General features: G+C 67.0%; 13 protein-coding genes. 3 read left to right on the top strand and 10 right to left on the bottom strand.

All coding sequences use genetic code 11. The features are described from left to right. Positions 1-31: 31 nt before the first annotated feature. The 6 genes from GCN74_RS24070 to wrbA are packed head-to-tail and all read right to left on the bottom strand — an operon-like array spanning position 32 to position 6,564. Positions 32-1,108 (bottom strand): lipocalin-like domain-containing protein, encoded by a 1,077-nt coding sequence (locus GCN74_RS24070; protein WP_152259008.1) that lies wholly within the window; start codon positions 1,106-1,108, stop codon positions 32-34. After that, on the bottom strand, positions 1,108-3,705 hold the full coding sequence (locus GCN74_RS24065; RefSeq protein ID WP_152259007.1) for an FtsX-like permease family protein: 2,598 nt from the start codon (positions 3,703-3,705) through the stop codon (positions 1,108-1,110). The genes GCN74_RS24070 and GCN74_RS24065 overlap by 1 nt, the downstream gene beginning before the upstream one ends. Beyond that, positions 3,693-4,121, bottom strand: a complete 429-nt coding sequence (locus tag GCN74_RS24060; RefSeq protein WP_152259006.1) for a DUF4124 domain-containing protein — start codon at positions 4,119-4,121, stop codon at positions 3,693-3,695. The genes GCN74_RS24065 and GCN74_RS24060 overlap by 13 nt, the downstream gene beginning before the upstream one ends. Beyond that, positions 4,118-5,533: an FAD-binding oxidoreductase gene (locus tag GCN74_RS24055; protein ID WP_152259005.1), complete on the bottom strand. Its 1,416-nt coding sequence runs from the start codon at positions 5,531-5,533 to the stop codon at positions 4,118-4,120. The genes GCN74_RS24060 and GCN74_RS24055 overlap by 4 nt, the downstream gene beginning before the upstream one ends. 12 nt (positions 5,534-5,545) lie before the next feature. Then, positions 5,546-5,956, bottom strand: coding sequence for a DUF2069 domain-containing protein (locus GCN74_RS24050; protein ID WP_152259004.1), 411 nt, complete (start codon positions 5,954-5,956; stop codon positions 5,546-5,548). After that, positions 5,956-6,564, bottom strand: coding sequence for an NAD(P)H:quinone oxidoreductase (wrbA, locus tag GCN74_RS24045; RefSeq protein ID WP_152259028.1), 609 nt, complete (start codon positions 6,562-6,564; stop codon positions 5,956-5,958). Before wrbA ends, GCN74_RS24050 begins: the two co-directional genes overlap by 1 nt. Before the next feature lie 67 nt (positions 6,565-6,631). Between wrbA and GCN74_RS24040 the strand changes: the two genes are divergently transcribed. Beyond that, on the top strand, positions 6,632-8,008 hold the full coding sequence (locus GCN74_RS24040) for a YihY family inner membrane protein (protein ID WP_152259003.1): 1,377 nt from the start codon (positions 6,632-6,634) through the stop codon (positions 8,006-8,008). A 51-nt stretch (positions 8,009-8,059) separates the two neighbouring features. On the opposite strand, the gene GCN74_RS24035 is transcribed toward GCN74_RS24040, so the two are convergent. Genes GCN74_RS24035 through GCN74_RS24020 form a run of 4 tightly spaced genes read right to left on the bottom strand, consistent with a single transcriptional unit; the run spans position 8,060 to position 13,628 of the window. Further along, positions 8,060-10,051, bottom strand: coding sequence for a WG repeat-containing protein (locus tag GCN74_RS24035; protein ID WP_152259002.1), 1,992 nt, complete (start codon positions 10,049-10,051; stop codon positions 8,060-8,062). 27 nt (positions 10,052-10,078) lie between these two features. Next, positions 10,079-11,470 (bottom strand): PoNe immunity protein domain-containing protein, encoded by a 1,392-nt coding sequence (locus tag GCN74_RS24030; RefSeq protein WP_152259001.1) that lies wholly within the window; start codon positions 11,468-11,470, stop codon positions 10,079-10,081. A 33-nt stretch (positions 11,471-11,503) separates the two neighbouring features. Further along, positions 11,504-12,316 (bottom strand): alpha/beta fold hydrolase, encoded by an 813-nt coding sequence (locus GCN74_RS24025; protein WP_152259000.1) that lies wholly within the window; start codon positions 12,314-12,316, stop codon positions 11,504-11,506. A 1-nt stretch (position 12,317) separates the two neighbouring features. Continuing rightward, a complete protein-coding gene (locus GCN74_RS24020) occupies positions 12,318-13,628 on the bottom strand; it encodes an O-acetylhomoserine aminocarboxypropyltransferase (RefSeq protein WP_152258999.1) in 1,311 nt (436 codons plus the stop codon). 283 nt (positions 13,629-13,911) lie between these two features. On the opposite strand from GCN74_RS24020, the gene GCN74_RS24015 reads away from it, so the two are divergent. Continuing rightward, entirely contained in the window at positions 13,912-14,535 is a 624-nt protein-coding gene (locus GCN74_RS24015; protein ID WP_152258998.1) for a 2OG-Fe(II) oxygenase, read from the top strand. Between the two features lie 224 nt (positions 14,536-14,759). Then, the gene (locus GCN74_RS24010; RefSeq protein WP_092709205.1) at positions 14,760-15,206 is read left to right on the top strand and encodes a CBS domain-containing protein; all 447 of its coding nucleotides are present in this window, start codon (positions 14,760-14,762) and stop codon (positions 15,204-15,206) included. Positions 15,207-15,405: the final 199 nt, after the last annotated feature.

Here is a 15,405-nt window from a genome sequence, read left to right as displayed (position 1 = left end):
TTCGCTTAATATTTACTGTATTTTGTACTGCTTATAACTTCATCGGCTGCACGTAGCCCGTCATTTCCAGGTAGCCGCGGCCCGCGGGCTGGCCATCGCGCTCCACGGTCACGGCGCCTTCCCAGTACACGGCGCCGGTGGATCTGCGCGAATCGAGTTCCTGGTCCGGCTGCAGGGGCTTGACCTGCCAGCGCGCGGCGCCCGTGCGGATACTGGTGGCGACCGGGTATTCGGCCTGCGTGCGGGGCGAACGCCACAGCTGCGTGGGCGTGAAATCGACGTCGCCGGGGGCGAACTGCGTCATCTTACCGGACGCATCGCGCCATGTCGCGTGCGCCCATAGTTTAGCACCTGTCTTGCTGCGGATCTGGAAGGCCATCAGGGCGCCGCCGTCAGCGAGGTTGGCGCCTATCCAGTTCCAGCCGCTGGCATCGGCATCGAGCACCTGGCTGGACCACTCGTGATCGAGCCAGGTGGTGCCCGTTACCGCCTCGGCCTTGCCGCCCGCGCGCGCGATCGTGCCACGGGTGGCAAGCTGCGGTTCGCTGTAGTAGTAGCTCGATTGCGCGGGCCGCGCGCCCTTGCGCGAGTAGCCGCCAACGCCCTGCAGCAGCACGGGCTGCGTGGGGGCGAGGGTCAGCTGCAAGTCGAATTCGCGCGCGGCCAGGCTGACCTGGTAGCTGCCGTCGGCCTGGCGCCGCATGCGCCAGCCGTCGAGCTTGACGTCCGTGTCGCCCACCTTGGCATAGGCCAGGCCGAAGCCCTCGCGCGCGCTTTTCTCGTCGTGCAGCAGCTTGCCCAGCTTCGGGTCGGACAGGGCCGCATGGCCGATGATCAGCTGTTTCGGCGCGAAGGCGCTGGGATTGTCCGCGTCGGCGGCCGTGGCGCTGCGGAAGAAGGTCACCTGGTAGCCCAGTTGTTCGCCGCCGGCGGTCTTGACCCAGCCCGTGGCATACCACCATTCCGTTTTATAGGCGGGATGGGCGCCGAAGTCGTGCGGCAGGCGCAGGGTCTGGCCGGCCGGCAGCGCAGTGACGGGGGCGAAGGCGGGGGGCGCGGCCAGCGCCGGCAGCGCCAGTGCCAATGACAGCATGAAAATACGGCGCATTACCAGTCCTCCCTGACGGCGCGGATGGGGCCAGCGGACAGCGCCTGGCGGCCCGCAATCAGGGCCGTGGCGGCGGCCGCCGTCAGCAGGGCGCCGGCCACGGTGGCGATCAATGGCCACGGCAGGTGCAGCTGCATGGTCCAGTGGAACGATTGGGGATTGACGATGAAGACCAGCACAAAGCTGATCAAGAGGCCCAGGACAAAACCGGTGGCGATGCCCAGCGCCGTCAGCGCGCCGCCTTCCAGCGCCAGGATGGCAAGGATCTGCCCCCGCGTCACGCCCACGTGGCGCAGCATGCCGAATTCGCGCGCGCGCGCCAGGGTCTGGGCGGAAAACGTGGCGGCCACGCCGAACAGGCCGATGACGATGGCGATGGCTTCCAATAAATAGGTGACGGCGAAGCTGCGGTCGAAGATCTGCAGGCTCAGGGCGCGGATGGCCGACGGGTTCGACACTTCCAGGCTGGCGCCGAACGGCAGGGCCTTCAGGCGCTGCTGCAGTTCGTCGCCCGTGACATCCTTGGCCAGCCACAGGGCCGCATCGCTGACGTCCATGTCGGCCGTCAGCGCGCGGTAATCGTCCAGCGGCATCTGGATGGCGCCGGAAGAGCGCGCATAGTCGCGCCAGATGCCGGCGATGAAGAACGGGTGCAGGCCGCCCGCCAGGGGCAGGGCCAGCTGCTGGCCAGGCTTGACGTTGTACAGGTCGGCGGCCGCCTCGGACAGCCACACGGGTTTGCCCCCGGCCGGCACGGGCAGGGTGTCGCCCACCAGCACCATGCTCTTGCCCGGGTCCTGCAAATTGATGGGACGGGCCAGCAGCACCACATTCGGGCGGTCGGGCGACAGCGACAGCGAGCGCAGGCGCTGGAAATCCACCCTGGCCACACCGGGCAGGGCGGTGATGCTGGCCTGTTCGCGCGGGTTCAGGCCCGCCGTCCCGCCGCCGGCGGCCGTGCGCGCATACAGGTCGGCCGGCAGGATCTGCAGCAGCCAGTCGTCGACGGAGACGCGGAAGCTCGACACCATGATGGCCATCGCCACCATCAGGCTAAAGCTCGACAGCACGCCACCGAGCGCGATGCCGGCCTGGCCCGAGGCATTCGCCAGGCGCGCCACGGTCAGGCTGCGCACGGGCGCGTGCAGGCTGGTTTGCGTGCGCAGCCAGATGCGCTGCAGAAAACGGAAGACGACGGCGGCCAGCTGCGGCATCAGGGCGATGGCGCCGATCAGCAGCAGCGCGATGGACAGGTAGCCGAACAGGGGCAGCTCGAACACGGGCGGCAGGAACGTCAGGGCGCCGGCCAGCAGCAGGCAGGCCAGCGCGGGCCAGGTTTTCGCCAGGCGCGTCGTCACCACTTCTTCGCTGCCCGATTTCAGGGCGATGGCGGGGGCCGCGCGCGCCGCTTCCAGCGCGGGCGCCGCGCAGCCCAGCAGGGCCACGCCGAGGCCCAGGACAAAGTAGACGAAGGCGGCGACGGGCGTGAACTGCACCTGCGGCTGCACGCCCGCGAAATAGCCGGCGCCCAGGTCGCCGCCGAAAAAGCGCAGGGCCACGGCCGCCATGGCATAGCCGCCGGCGATGCCCAGCGCTGCGCCGACGACGCCCAGGCTGGCGCCCTCGAGCAGCACCTGGCGCAGCAGCTGTCCCCGTTCCATGCCCAGCACGCGCAGCAGCGCAAACTGGCCGCGGCGGCGGATGACGGACAGCGCCTGCGTGGAAAAGACGAGGAAGGCGCCCGTAAACAGGGCGACCAGCGCCAGTACCGTCAGGTTGACCCGGTAGGCGCGGCTGAGGTTATTGTTGCGGCTATTCTGGTTTTCGTCGTTGGGCTGGCCCACCTGGAAGCGTCCCGGATACTGCGCTTCCAGTGCGCGCGCGAGGTCGGCCTGGAAGGCGTCGCGGTTGACGCCCTGGCGCAGTTTCAGGTCGACGCGCGACAGCTTGCCCAGCTTGTTGAAGCGCCACTGCGCCGCGCCGATATCCATCACGGCGATGCGCTGGCCGGCGCGCGCGCGCTGCAGCGAGCCGGCCACGCGCAGCGGCACCGTGCCCGTGCCCGATTGCAGCGCGAGCTTGCCGCCTTCGGCCACGTCGAGCCAGCGCAGGGCGGCCGGCGACAGGAACAGGGCGTCGTCGGCCAGGGTGTCGAAAGGCTGGCCCTCGGCGGGCGCGCCGATCAGGTCGGGCGAGATGAAGCCGGCGCGGAAGACGTCCAGCGCCAGGATGTGCAGCGGGCCGCCGTCCTTGCCGGCACGGCCGGCCACGGCGGCCTGCAGTTCCAGCACGGGCGAGGCCACGGCCACGCCGTCGCGCTGCGCCAGCCATGGGTAGATGGCTTCGTCGAACAGCGCTTCGCGCCCGGCCACCTGCACGTCGGCCTGGCCGGACAGGCTTTTGACGGCCGTGGAAAATTCATTGAAGGCGGCCGCGTTGATCAGATGGATGGCAAAGCCCAGCGACACGCCGATGGCGATGGCGAGGACGGCGACGCAGGCGCGCACGGGATGGGCGCGCCATTCGCCCAGCAGCAGCCAGCGCGACAGCAGGCGCGTCGCCGCCGGGCCGGCCAGCGGCGCACTCAATGCAGACATTCGACGGCCAGGCGCTCGCCCGCGCGCCGCGCCTTCAGTTGCGCCGCGTCGCGGTTCTTGTCGCCGGCGCCGACGGCGTCCTGCGCCGCCCATTTCTGTTCCAGGCGCAGCTGGGCGCAATGCTTGTCGCGCGCCTCGAGCTGCTTGGCGGCCCGTGCGCGCGCCTGGTCTTCCAGGCGTTCGCGCTGCTTGCGCGCCGCTTCCATCTGGCTGGCCACCCGTTCCTGGCGCGTGGCCGCGCCCTTGTCGACGGCGGGCGGCGGCGGGGGGATTTCCAGGATCTGCAGCTGGCCGGCCGAACATGGCGTGGCGCTGTAGCTGGTCTGGCCATCCTTTACGCATTTGTAGACGTCCTGCGCGCTGGCGGAACCGGCCAGCAAGGCCATCGCGCACAGCAGGATGGATGGCGCTCTCACAGGATCTTCCCCGGATTCATGATGTTCTGCGGGTCCAGCGCCTGCTTCACGGCGCGCATCAGCTGCAGTTCCAGCGGCGACTTGTAGCGCGCCAGGTCGTCCTTCTTCAGCGCGCCGATGCCGTGTTCGGCCGAAATGGAGCCGCCGAAGCCGTGTACCTGGTCGTGCACGATGCGGTTGATGGCATCCTGGTTGGCGAGGAAGTCGCGGTCCGTCATGCCGGGCGGCGGCGCCACGTTGTAGTGCAGGTTGCCGTCGCCCAGGTGGCCGAAGCACACGAGCTGGCAGCCGGGGAAGGCCGACTCCAGGGCCGCATCCGTGACGGCGATGAAGTCGGCGATGCAGGAGATGGGCAGCGAGATATCGTGCTTGATGTTCTTGCCCGCCTGCGCCTGCGCCAGCGGGATGTGCTCGCGCAGCTGCCACAGGCCCTCGGACTGCGCCACGGAACTGGCGACGACGGCGTCTTCGATCAACGCCTCTTCCAGCGCCGCGCCGATGCTCGCTTCCAGCAATTCCACGGCATGCGCCTCGGACTGGCTGCTGGATAATTCAAGCAGCACGTACTGGCCGTGCGCTTCGGCGAAAGGCCGCGGCAGCTGCGGGAACTGTTCCGCCACCAGCTGCAGACAATATTGCGACATCAGCTCGAACCCCGTCAGGCTGGCGCCGCAATGGTCCTGCATCAGCGAGAGCAGGCGCAGGGCATGGACGGGCGAGGGCATGGCGGCCAGCGCCGTGATGCAGGCTTTCGGCTGCGGATACAGTTTCATGACGGCGCCGGTGATAATTCCCAGGGTGCCTTCGGCGCCGATGTACAGGTCGCGCAAGTCGTAGCCCGTATTGTCCTTGCGCAGGCCGCGCAAGCCGCTCCAGATTTCGCCCTGCGGCGTGACCACTTCCAGGCCCAGGCACAGTTCGCGCGTATTGCCGTAGCGCAGCACGGCCGTGCCGCCCGCATTCGTGGCCAGGTTGCCGCCGATGGTGCAGCTGCCCTCGGCCGCCAGGGACAGGGGGAACAGGCAGCCGGCGGCGCTGGCCGCCTCCTGGATGGTTTGCAGGATGCAGCCCGCGTCCACCGTGATGGTGCGGTTGACGGGGTCGAGCGCGCGGATGCTGTTCAGGCGCGCCAGCGACAGCACGACGGCCGTGCCGGCGGCGTCGGGGATGCTGCCCAGGACCAGGCCCGTATTGCCGCCTTGCGGCACGACGGGAACTTGCCATTGCGCGCAGGCGCGCAGGATTGCCGCCACCTGTTCCACCGTGGCGGGGCGCAGCACGGCCAGCGCCTTGCCGGTAAACCGGTCGCGCCAGTCGGTGAGGAAGGGCGCCGTGTCGGCGTCCTCGGTGAGTACGCAGGCGTCGCCCAGCAGGTCGCGGCAGGCGGCGAGGAAATCGGCTTGGTCACTCATGGTCTTGGTCGCTCATTTCTTGATGCTTACTTTGTTCACTTTTTCCAGCAGCTCTTTGGCCATGCGCTTGGCAGCCTTTTTATACGGGCGCAGGTACAGCACGGCGCAGACAAAATAGATGCAGACGATGGCCGCCTCGCCCCAGGCCATCAGGGCCGAGGCGCGGTTCGTGTCGCTGTAGCCGCGCACCACGCCCTCGGTGAAGTACAGCAGGATCACCATCGACGACCATTGCAGGGTGTACACGTCGCGCTTGATGACGCCATACAGGGGAATGAGCAGGGGCGCCGCCTTCAGGACGACCCAGGAACCGCCCGGCTGCAGCGGCGCGACGACGGTTTCCCACAGCACGCACCAGACGATCAGGGTGGCGAGGCTGGCGATGGCGCCCCAGTGAAAATACTTGTGCAGCGCGCCGTGCATCACGCGCCTGCCAGTTTCGCGGCGTTTTCCGCCAGGCGCCGGCCCAGGGCGATGGCCAGGCACTTTTCATCGTCGCTCAATGCCTTGTCGCCGTCTATGCCCGACCAGTGCGTGGCGCCATACGGCGAGCCGCCCGTGGACGTCGTCATCAGTTCCGGGTGCGTGTAGGGCAGGCCCATGACCAGCATGCCGTGGTGGAAGAGGGGGATCATCATCGACAGCAGGGTCGATTCCTGGCCGCCGTGCAGGCTGCCCGTGGACGTGAACACGCAGGCGGGCTTGCCGGACAGGCTGCCGGCCAGCCAGTCGCTGGCCGTGCCATCCCAGAAGTACTTCATGGCGGCGGCCATGTTGCCGAAGCGCGTGGGCGAACCCAGGGCCAGGCCCGCGCATTCCTGCAAGTCTTCCAGTTCCACATAAGGAGCGCCGTCAGGCGGCACTTCGGGCGCCGTCGCTTCGGCGACGGTGGAGACGGCGGGCACGGTGCGCAGGCGGGCGTCGCAGCCAGGCACGCTTTCCACTCCCTGGGCTATCAGCTCGGCCAACTGGCGCGTGGCGCCATGGCGTGAATAAAACAATACGAGAATAATCAGATTGGTTGGCTTCATCATTGGTATTATAGGGCGCTTTACAGCCTGATACGACTGCTGTCATGGCGCCGTTCTGATTTTGCACATGTTTTCAAAATATATATTCCCCTTCTTTCAATACCTGTGGCGCGCCCTGCGCATCGGGCTGGCCGTCGTGCGCGGCCTGACGTGGTCCGAAACGCGCGACCTGCTGCAGTTTGCGCGCCGCCGCGTGCGCGAGGAAAGCCTGCCGCAGGTGGCGGGCAGCCTGACGTTCGCCACCGTGTTCGCGCTGGTGCCGCTGCTCACCCTGGCCCTGGCCATCTTCACCACCTTCCCCCTGTTTAATACCTTCCGCCACGCGCTGGAAGACTATTTCGTGCAAAGCGTGATGCCCAAGGGGATATCGAACACCATCCTCGACTACCTGACCACGTTTGCCTCGAAGGCCACGCGCCTGTCGGCCATCGGCGCCGGCGCCCTGATCGTCACCTCGGTGGGCATGATGGGCTTGATCGAACGCGTCTTCAACCGCATCTGGCGCGTGCGCCAGGAGCGCCGCTGGACCAAGCGGCTGCTCGTCTACTGGGCCATTGTCACCCTGGGCCCGCTGCTGGTGGGCGTGTCGCTGACGGTGACGTCGCGCCTCTTCATGGCCACCAGCGGCGTGGTGGGCGCCGTGCCCTTCCTGGGCACCGTGTTTTATACCCTGGTGTCGATCGGCCTGACCATGCTGGCGTTCACCCTGCTGTACATCGCCGTGCCGAACCGCGACGTGGACTGGCGCGACGCGGCCTGGGGCGGCTTGCTGGCGGCGCTGGCATTCGAGGTGGCCAAGCGGGGCTTCGGTGAATTCATCCAGGAGTTCCCCACGTATTCGCGCATCTACGGCGCGCTGGCCGCCTTGCCGCTGTTCCTCGTGTGGATATACCTGAGCTGGATGATCACCCTGGTGGGCGCCTTGCTGGTGGCGGCCTTGCCCGTCGTGAAATACGAGCGCTGGTGGTACGAGGCGGCGCCGGGCAGCGAATTCGTCGACGCCGTCGCCATCCTGAAAGTGCTGCACCAGGCTTGCCACGGCGCCGATTCGGCCCTGGTGGGCGCGGCCGAGATCCGCCGCAGCACGCGCCTGGGCTTCGAAGAGATGGAAACCCTGCTCGACAAGATGGTGCAGCAGGGCTGGGTGGGACGGGTGAACGTGGAGGGCGCCGTGCGCGTGCAGTGGGGCAAGCGCGTGGCCGACAGTTCCGACCACTGGGTCTTGCTGGGCAATGTCAACCGCATCAGCCTGGCCGACGTCTACCGCCTGTTCGTCTTCGGCGGCATGCGCGTCAATTCCGGCTACCCGGCCGGTTCCACCAATGAGCGCGACATCAAGGCGGCCGAGGACGCGGCCGCGCTGGCGGCGCAGGTGGAAAACGCCGTGGAGCAGGGACTGGGCCTGACGCTGGCGCAGCATTTCGGCGCCGTCAAATGTGGCTGAGCGGTCTTGCAACACCTGACAAAACCGACGCGCAGCAGGCCTTGACCGGTGTCAGTACACCACGGGCCGCAGGGCTGCCTGCAGCGCCACCTTGCTGAACGCCGCCGTGTCGTGCGCGCGCACCACGCCCAGGTAATACGTGTCTTCGCCGCCGTGCAGGTTGACGAGGCGCAGCTGATGGGGCGCCAGGTGGGCAGCGATGGCGGCCAGGCCTTCGGCCATGGCGTCGCCATCCCCGCGCTGCGCCCAGGCAAAATCGCGCAGCGCGGGCAGGCCGATATGCCGGCCTATGCGCGGCACTTCATCGACGGCTTTCCAGTCCAGCGTGGTGCCATGGCCCTGCGTGTGGGCGGCCGTGGACCACAGCAGGAAGAAACACGCCGCTGCGGGCGTATCGCCTTCGTATTCCTCTTCCGGATCGTCTTCTGCCAATTCTTCTAATGTGATGTCCACGCAGCGCGCGGCCAGGTCCGCGTCGCCCAGCAAGAGCAGGGCGGCCATGGCGTGCAGCTGCGCGCGGTCGGCCTTCGCCAGGATCTGTGCTGGCGTGAAGCTGCGGCGGGGCGCCGCTTTCTTCTTCGTCAAGCCGAGGGATTCGCTCAGCTGGGCCGTGATGGCCGCCTTGAAGTTGTCCACGGTGTCGAACTGTTCCAGCAGCTGGCCCGTGAAATCCATGCTCCAGGCCATGCCATCGTTGACGACATATAAAAAGTCGCTTTGCACGGCCACGCCGCGCAGATGGTGGGCGGGCGGGTAGGCAGGAGCAAACGCCTGCCTGCCATCCAGGGTCAGCATGCAGGCCAGGCCCTGCGCATCGATGGCGAAGATCAGGTTCCTGCGCAGCTTGGGCGGCGACGAGGTGGTGGCGCAATCGATGGCTTCGTACTGGCACGGCGCCAGCAGCTCGCCCTGGCTATTGACCAGGCCAAACAGGAAGCGCCCGGCCATGCGCTGGCTGACGATGGCGATCTTCTTTTTCGTGCCGAAATCCTGCACGGAGCTGTAGGCGGGCGGCACCACGACCTTGCCCGTCTTGTCGATCACGCCGCAGACATTGCGCTCGTCAGCATCACCCGTCTGGCGCTCGATATCGATCAAGCCATCGTTGCGCAGGCATATATTGTCCACCCTGTCGATGAGCAGCGCGCCATCGGGCAGGCGCAGCAGGCGGCTGGCGCCGTCCGGATCGATCTGCTGCAGCAGATGGGGGCTGATCACATACAGGGCGCCGGGGGCGGGCGGCAGCACCACCGTGCCGTTGAGGTCCATGACGCCGTGCGCACCGGGGGCGTCGGCCGTGGCAAAGGTGATCCAGCCATCGTCCGCATAGCACGTGCCCAGGCCGGCATAGCGCTGCGACAGCGGCACGATCCAGCGGCCATAGGGCGTGACCAGGCCGGTGACGTCCGGTTCGCCGGCGGTGCTCACTTCATAGCACAGCGCGTCCTCCTCCCAGCCCACCACTTCCAGGCCTTGCAGGAAGGGCAGGTCTTCGGCAGCGAGTTCCCCGACATCGGCCAGCTGTGCGGCGGCTGACTCGGACCAGTAGCCGGTGGCGGGCGATGCGGCACCTGCTGCCAGCAGGGGGGCCAGCGCTGCCTTGTCGCCGCGCTGCAGGGCAGAGTGGAGTGCTTGCGCCTCGGCGCGCACGGCGTCGAGCGCGGCAGCGTAGTCCGGCGTGCCGATATCGTGCGGGAGCAGCTGCACGCAGTCAAACACCAGCCACGACTGGCCGCCCGCCAGCAGGGCGCTGATGGCGCTGCGCGCGGCGAGGGACGCCGCATCGCGGGGCCTGTCCATCAGCGCGGACAAGGCGTGCCAGCTGGCCTGCGCCTGCGCCATCGGCGCGGCCAGCACGCAGGGGCAGTCCTCGCCATCGCCGTAGATGGGCCAGGCGGCGGCTTGCGTGCCGGCGCCGATGAGCAGCTTGAACAGCATGGGCATAGCGCACCGCCATTCGGCCAGGCCCGTGATCGTCCCGGTGTCGAAACCGGCCTGGCCGGGTAAAAAGGCGGTGCTGAACAGGGCTGCGGTATTGATCATTGATGTCTATTTGTAGTGTACGGGTGTTCAGGGCGCGGGCGGCATGACCCAGTGGGCCAGGTCGCCGCTTTTCAAGCCCAGGCGCTTGGCCACGGCGGCCGCCTCGAACGCCCACAGGCCGTAGTAGCCGCCCAGGCCCTGCGCGCGCAAATGGCCGTTGAACCAGTCTTCGCGCACCAGCGCCGTGTGCCAGCCGGCCAGGTAGCGTTGCAGGTGTTCCAGCTGCTGCGCGGGCTCTCCTTCATCCAGGCAGTCGTACAGGGCGGTATAGGGTTCGGCGAAATACCATTCGTCGACGGCGGGACGCTGGGGGGCGATGGCGGACAACAGTGCTTCATACACGCCGTCTTCACCGTCGAAGGCCGTCTGCAGGGCGGCCAGGCGGGCCGCCAGGTCGTGGCGGCCGAACAGCAGGCTTGCACCCAGCAGCTGCAGGGTGCGCGCATAGTCCGTCAACTGTTCGAAATCGAAGGCGGGCAAGCTCTCGTCATCGTAGGCCGCGGCCAGCGCCGCGCGCGCCGTTTCGCAGGCGGCGATGGCCGTTTCCAGCGCCGGTTCCACGTCAGGCAAGGGCAAGCCCGCCGTGTAGCGCAGCGAAAAGACCTGGTACGCCGTGCTGGCGGCCGCGCACGCCCAGTAGGCGTCATCGCCGCCGTCGCGTTCAGCTTGCGCCTGTGCCCGCCCGTAGGCGGCCAGCAGGGCGTCGAGGTAGACGAGGTTGCGGCCAAAGTCGAACGGGGCTGGTGGCGCCTGGCGCGGCGCGTGGGGCCAGGGCGTGGACGAAACCGGGCAGGTGGCGGCGCAGTCGCGCTGGATGGCCCAGTCGGCGAAGATCTGCTGCAGATACTGCGCCGTCTCGTCGTCGTGCGCGATGGCGCCCGCGCCCACCAGGGTCGTGCCCAGCAGGGTGTAGCCAGGGAAGCGGCTGCTCTCGTAGGCGATGGTGGTCACGCTCTGGATGGCCTTGCCGTCGCTGAGGTCGCGCACGCGGAAGTACACGTCGTCCCAGCCGGCCAGCGGCGGCGCCGCCTGGCCCGCCGGCACGGTGGTCCAGCTGCCGTGCGCCTGCTCTTCATAGGCGTCGAGCAGTTCGTCGAGGCCGCCGGGGCGGTCGATGCGGTTGTTGGCGTCGTACTGCAATCCCAGTTCCGCTGCAAACGCGGCCGCGTGGCGGCCGGCGAACACCAGGTACTGGGCGTTCAGGGTGCCGACCAAGAGGTCCGTGTGCTGGCCCGCCACGCCCAGCGCCTGCGGCAGCCGGTACCAGTGATGGCCGGGGATGCCGGCCATGGGGCCGCCCTCGGCCGCCTGCGGGTTGGTGCAGCGCAGCTGCTCCAGCCAGTTATAGCGTTCTTGCCGCGCCGCTTCCGTGCCGCTGCCGCGGCCGGACAATTCATCGAGCAGGGTATTCAACAACATGGTGCATCTATCCTAAAAAAAGCGGGCGTGGCGTCATGCCGGCGTGCCTTGCGCAAACGCAAACAGCGCATCGAGCACGGCATCGGGCTGCTCGGCCATCAATTCGTGCCCGCTGTCGACCTGCACCACCGTGCCATGGGCGATTGCCGCGGTCAGCAGCCTGGTCGACTTGGGCGGCGTCATCATGTCGCGCGCGCCGAAAATGAATAAAGTGGGGCAGTGTACCGAAGCGGCGGCGATTTCGCCGTTCGCATAGGCATTGCAGGTGAAAAAATCCGTATGAAACACGTGATCGGGGTTGCGGGCGGCGATGCGCTGCTTCAGGCGCCGCGCGCCGCCCATGGCATAGAAGCCGGGGCCGGGGAACGACGGCTTTTGCGCGATCGACGAATGCGACCAGATATTGACCATGTCGATGGCCGCCTGTTCATCGTTGAGCGACGTTTCCAGCAGGGCGGGCGACACCTTCATCGGATAGGTGGAACCCAGCATGGCCAGGTGGCTGACCCGCTCCGGCGCCAGGAATGCCGCTTCCAGCGCGATCAATGAGCCCATGCTGTGGCCGATCAGCATGGCCTTGGGCGCGCCGGCAGCGTCCAGCACGGCCAGTATCCAGCGCGCCAGCTCTTCGACCTGGGTTTTTGCCGCGCCGCCGCTGCGCCCGTGGCCGGGCAGGTCGACGGCCAGCACGTTCCAGCCATGGTGGGCGAAATAGCGCGTCTGCAGCGCCCACACGCTATGGTCGTTCTGCGCGCCGTGGATGAAGACGGCCGTGGGCAGGCCCGGGTTGAACGGTTTGCCGCCCGTGTAGCAGTAGGCCGTGGAGTTCTCGATGGTGAGCAGCATCTCAGGCGCCTTTCTGCGACAGTTTCAGGCCACGGGCCAGGTCTTCGATCAAATCGTCCGCGTCTTCCAGGCCCACCGACAAGCGCATCGTGCCCTGCGTGATGCCCGCCTGTTCCAGCTGATCGTCGGGCACGCGGAAATGCGTGGTGGAGGCGGGGTGGATGACGAGCGACTTGGCGTCGCCCACGTTGGCCAGGTGCGAGAAGATCTTCAGGCTGTCGACGAAGCGCTGGCCGGCCGCGCGGTCGCCGCGCAGCCGGAAGGTGAACACGCCGCCCGCGCCTTTCGGCAGCAGGGTTTTCGCCAGTTCGTAGTCGGGATGCGATGGCAGCTCGGGATAGGACACGGATTCGACGGCGGGATTGGCCAGCAAAAAGTCGATGATGCGGCGCGTATTGGCCACGTGGCGGTCCATGCGCAGGCCCAGGGTTTCGACGCCTTGCAGGATGGCGAAGGCGTTGTGCGGACTCATGACGGCGCCGAAATCGCGCAAGCCTTCGCGCCGCGCGCGCAGGGCGAACGGCGCCACCGTCGATTCCTCGGCGAAGACCATGCCGTGAAAGCCGTCATACGGTTCGCACAGTTCGGCGTAGCGCCCCGTCCTGTCGTACGCCGCTTGCCAGTCGAAGGTGCCGCCGTCGACGAGCAGGCCGCCGATGGCCGTGCCGTGCCCGCACAGGAACTTGGTGGCCGAGTGGAATACCAGGTCGGCGCCATGCTCGAAAGGGCGCAGCAGGTAGGGCGTGGTAAACGTCGAATCGAGCATCAGCGGCAGCTGGTGTTCATGCGCGAGGGCGGCAATCGTCGGGATGTCCAGCACGTCGAGGCCGGGATTGCCCAGGGTTTCCGCGAACAGCACCTTCGTTTCGGGGCGGATGGCGGCGCGCCAGGCGTCCGCGTCGCGCGGGTCGACGAAGGTGGTGGCGATGCCGAAGCGTTTCAGGGTATAGGCCAGCAGGTTGTGCGAGCCGCCGTACAGGGCGCGCGAGGCGACGATGTGCGAACCGGCGCCCGCGATGGTGGTCAGGCCCAGGTGCATGGCGGCCTGGCCGCTGGCCGTGGCGATGCCGGCCACGCCGCCTTCCAGCGCGGCGATGCGCTCTTCCAGCACGGCGTTGGTGGGATTCGAGATGCGCGAGTACACGTGGCCGGCCCGCTCCATGTTGAACAGCGACGCCGCGTGTTCCGAACTCTTGAAGGCAAACGAGGACGTGAAATGGATGGGCGTGGCGCGCGCGCCCGTGGCCGGGTCGGGCGCCGCGCCCGCATGCAGGGATAAAGTATCGAAACCGGGGTATTTCGGGCCGCTCATGGTGTCTCCGCCAAGTTTTATAGTGGCAAGATCGTAACCTGATTTGCATCTGAGCAAAAGGGCTCGTGTGCAGGGCGCATGGCGCCGTGCCGGCGGGCCCCGCGTGTAACCTGTAGTGTAAAAAAAGTGACCGGCGCGGCGCGGCGGTGGTACGATACCGTATCAGCGATATTCGGGCTGTTGACCTGTGCGCGTGCGCCGCGCCGCAGGGAAGACTGCCACGTGCCAGCGAAATCCTGGGCTTCAGGCGAACTCTCATCGCATGTCCACCAGGAAAGATTTTATGCCCGCAATATCGTTCGACGGCGCCCTTGCCGTTCCCGGACCCTCCATCGTCGACGGCCTGTGCCGCGCAGGCTGGCTCACGCAGGAGCAGTTTATTTCTCCTGAACTCAGCCGCCAACTGGCCGCCGAATGCGTGCAATCCATGCTCAGCGGCAGGATGAAGGGCGCGGGCGTGGGCAGCGGCCATGCACCGCTGCTGCAGCCGGACATCCGCGGCGACCATATCGAATGGCTGGAAACGGGCCGGTCAAGCGCCTGCGACCGCTACCTGGAACACATGGAAGCGCTGCGCTGCATGCTCAACCGCGAGCTGTTCCTGGGACTGGACGAGTACGAAAGCCATTTCGCCCTGTACGCGCCGGGCGCCTTTTACCGGGCCCATCTGGACCGCTTCCGCGACGACGACAAGCGCACCGTCTCCGTCGTGCTGTACCTGAACGAGGACTGGCTGCCCGAACACGGCGGCGCGCTGCGCCTGCACCCGCAGGACGGCGGTCACGTGGACGTCGCGCCGCAAGCGGGCCGCATGGCCATGTTCATGTCGGGCGAGATGCTGCACGAGGTGCTGCCGACGGCGCGTGAGCGCCTGTCGATAGCAGGCTGGTTCCGCCGCCGCGCCTGAGAAAAACGACTGCGCGTCGCGGGGCACGGCCGGCGATGCTCACGGTACTCGCGTACCGCTGCGCTTCTCGGCCGCGCCGCGCATCCGCTCGCTACGTTTTTCTGGCCCGACAATCCCCCTCGATTTGATTGCGCGCAAGGCTGGATTTTTCCGCAGGCATAGGCTACAGTCGCTGTAAGGGCTAGAATAACTAAAATACCAATCACGCGGACAGGACGGCCAATATGAAAGTATCTGAAATTCTCCAAGTCAAGGGCAATATCCTCTACACGGTCACGCCTGACCAGCCCCTGCTTGACGCGGCCAATACCATGGCTGAAAAAGACATCGGTTCGCTGGTGGTCATGGAATTTGGCGACCTGGTCGGCATGCTGACCTTCCGCGAAGTGCTGAACGCGCTGCATGAGAACGCGGGCCAGATCGGCGGCGGCACCGTGCGCAAGCACATGGATGACCATCCGATCACCGTCACGCCCGATACGGAAGTCAATGAGGTGCGCCGCATCATGCTGGAAAAGCACGCGCGCTACCTGCCCGTCATGAATGCCAAGACCTTGCTGGGCGTGATTTCCTTCTACGACGTGGCACGCGCCGTGCTCGAAGCGCAAAGCTTTGAAAACCAGATGCTCAAGGCCTACATCCGCGACTGGCCGGCCGAAACGGCGGACTAATTTGCAATCATGCAGTAAAAACAACGCCGGCAGATGCCGGCGTTTTGCATGGCGCAGGGCAATCGGTGCCGCCTAGGTGTGAAGTTGCAAGAGGTTATTCGGACTAGATCCGAGCCGTGACATCGGGGCCTTGCCAGCAATGCCCTGATGCGGCCGGTGCCAGTTGTAGTGATGATTCCATTCCTTGAGCATGTGGGCA

This window comes from Janthinobacterium sp. FT14W (assembly GCF_009208755.1).
Lineage (GTDB): Bacteria > Pseudomonadota > Gammaproteobacteria > Burkholderiales > Burkholderiaceae_D > Janthinobacterium > Janthinobacterium violaceinigrum.
The sequence above is the reverse complement of the archived record's forward strand: the minus strand, read 5'-3'. Positions and strand labels throughout refer to the sequence as shown.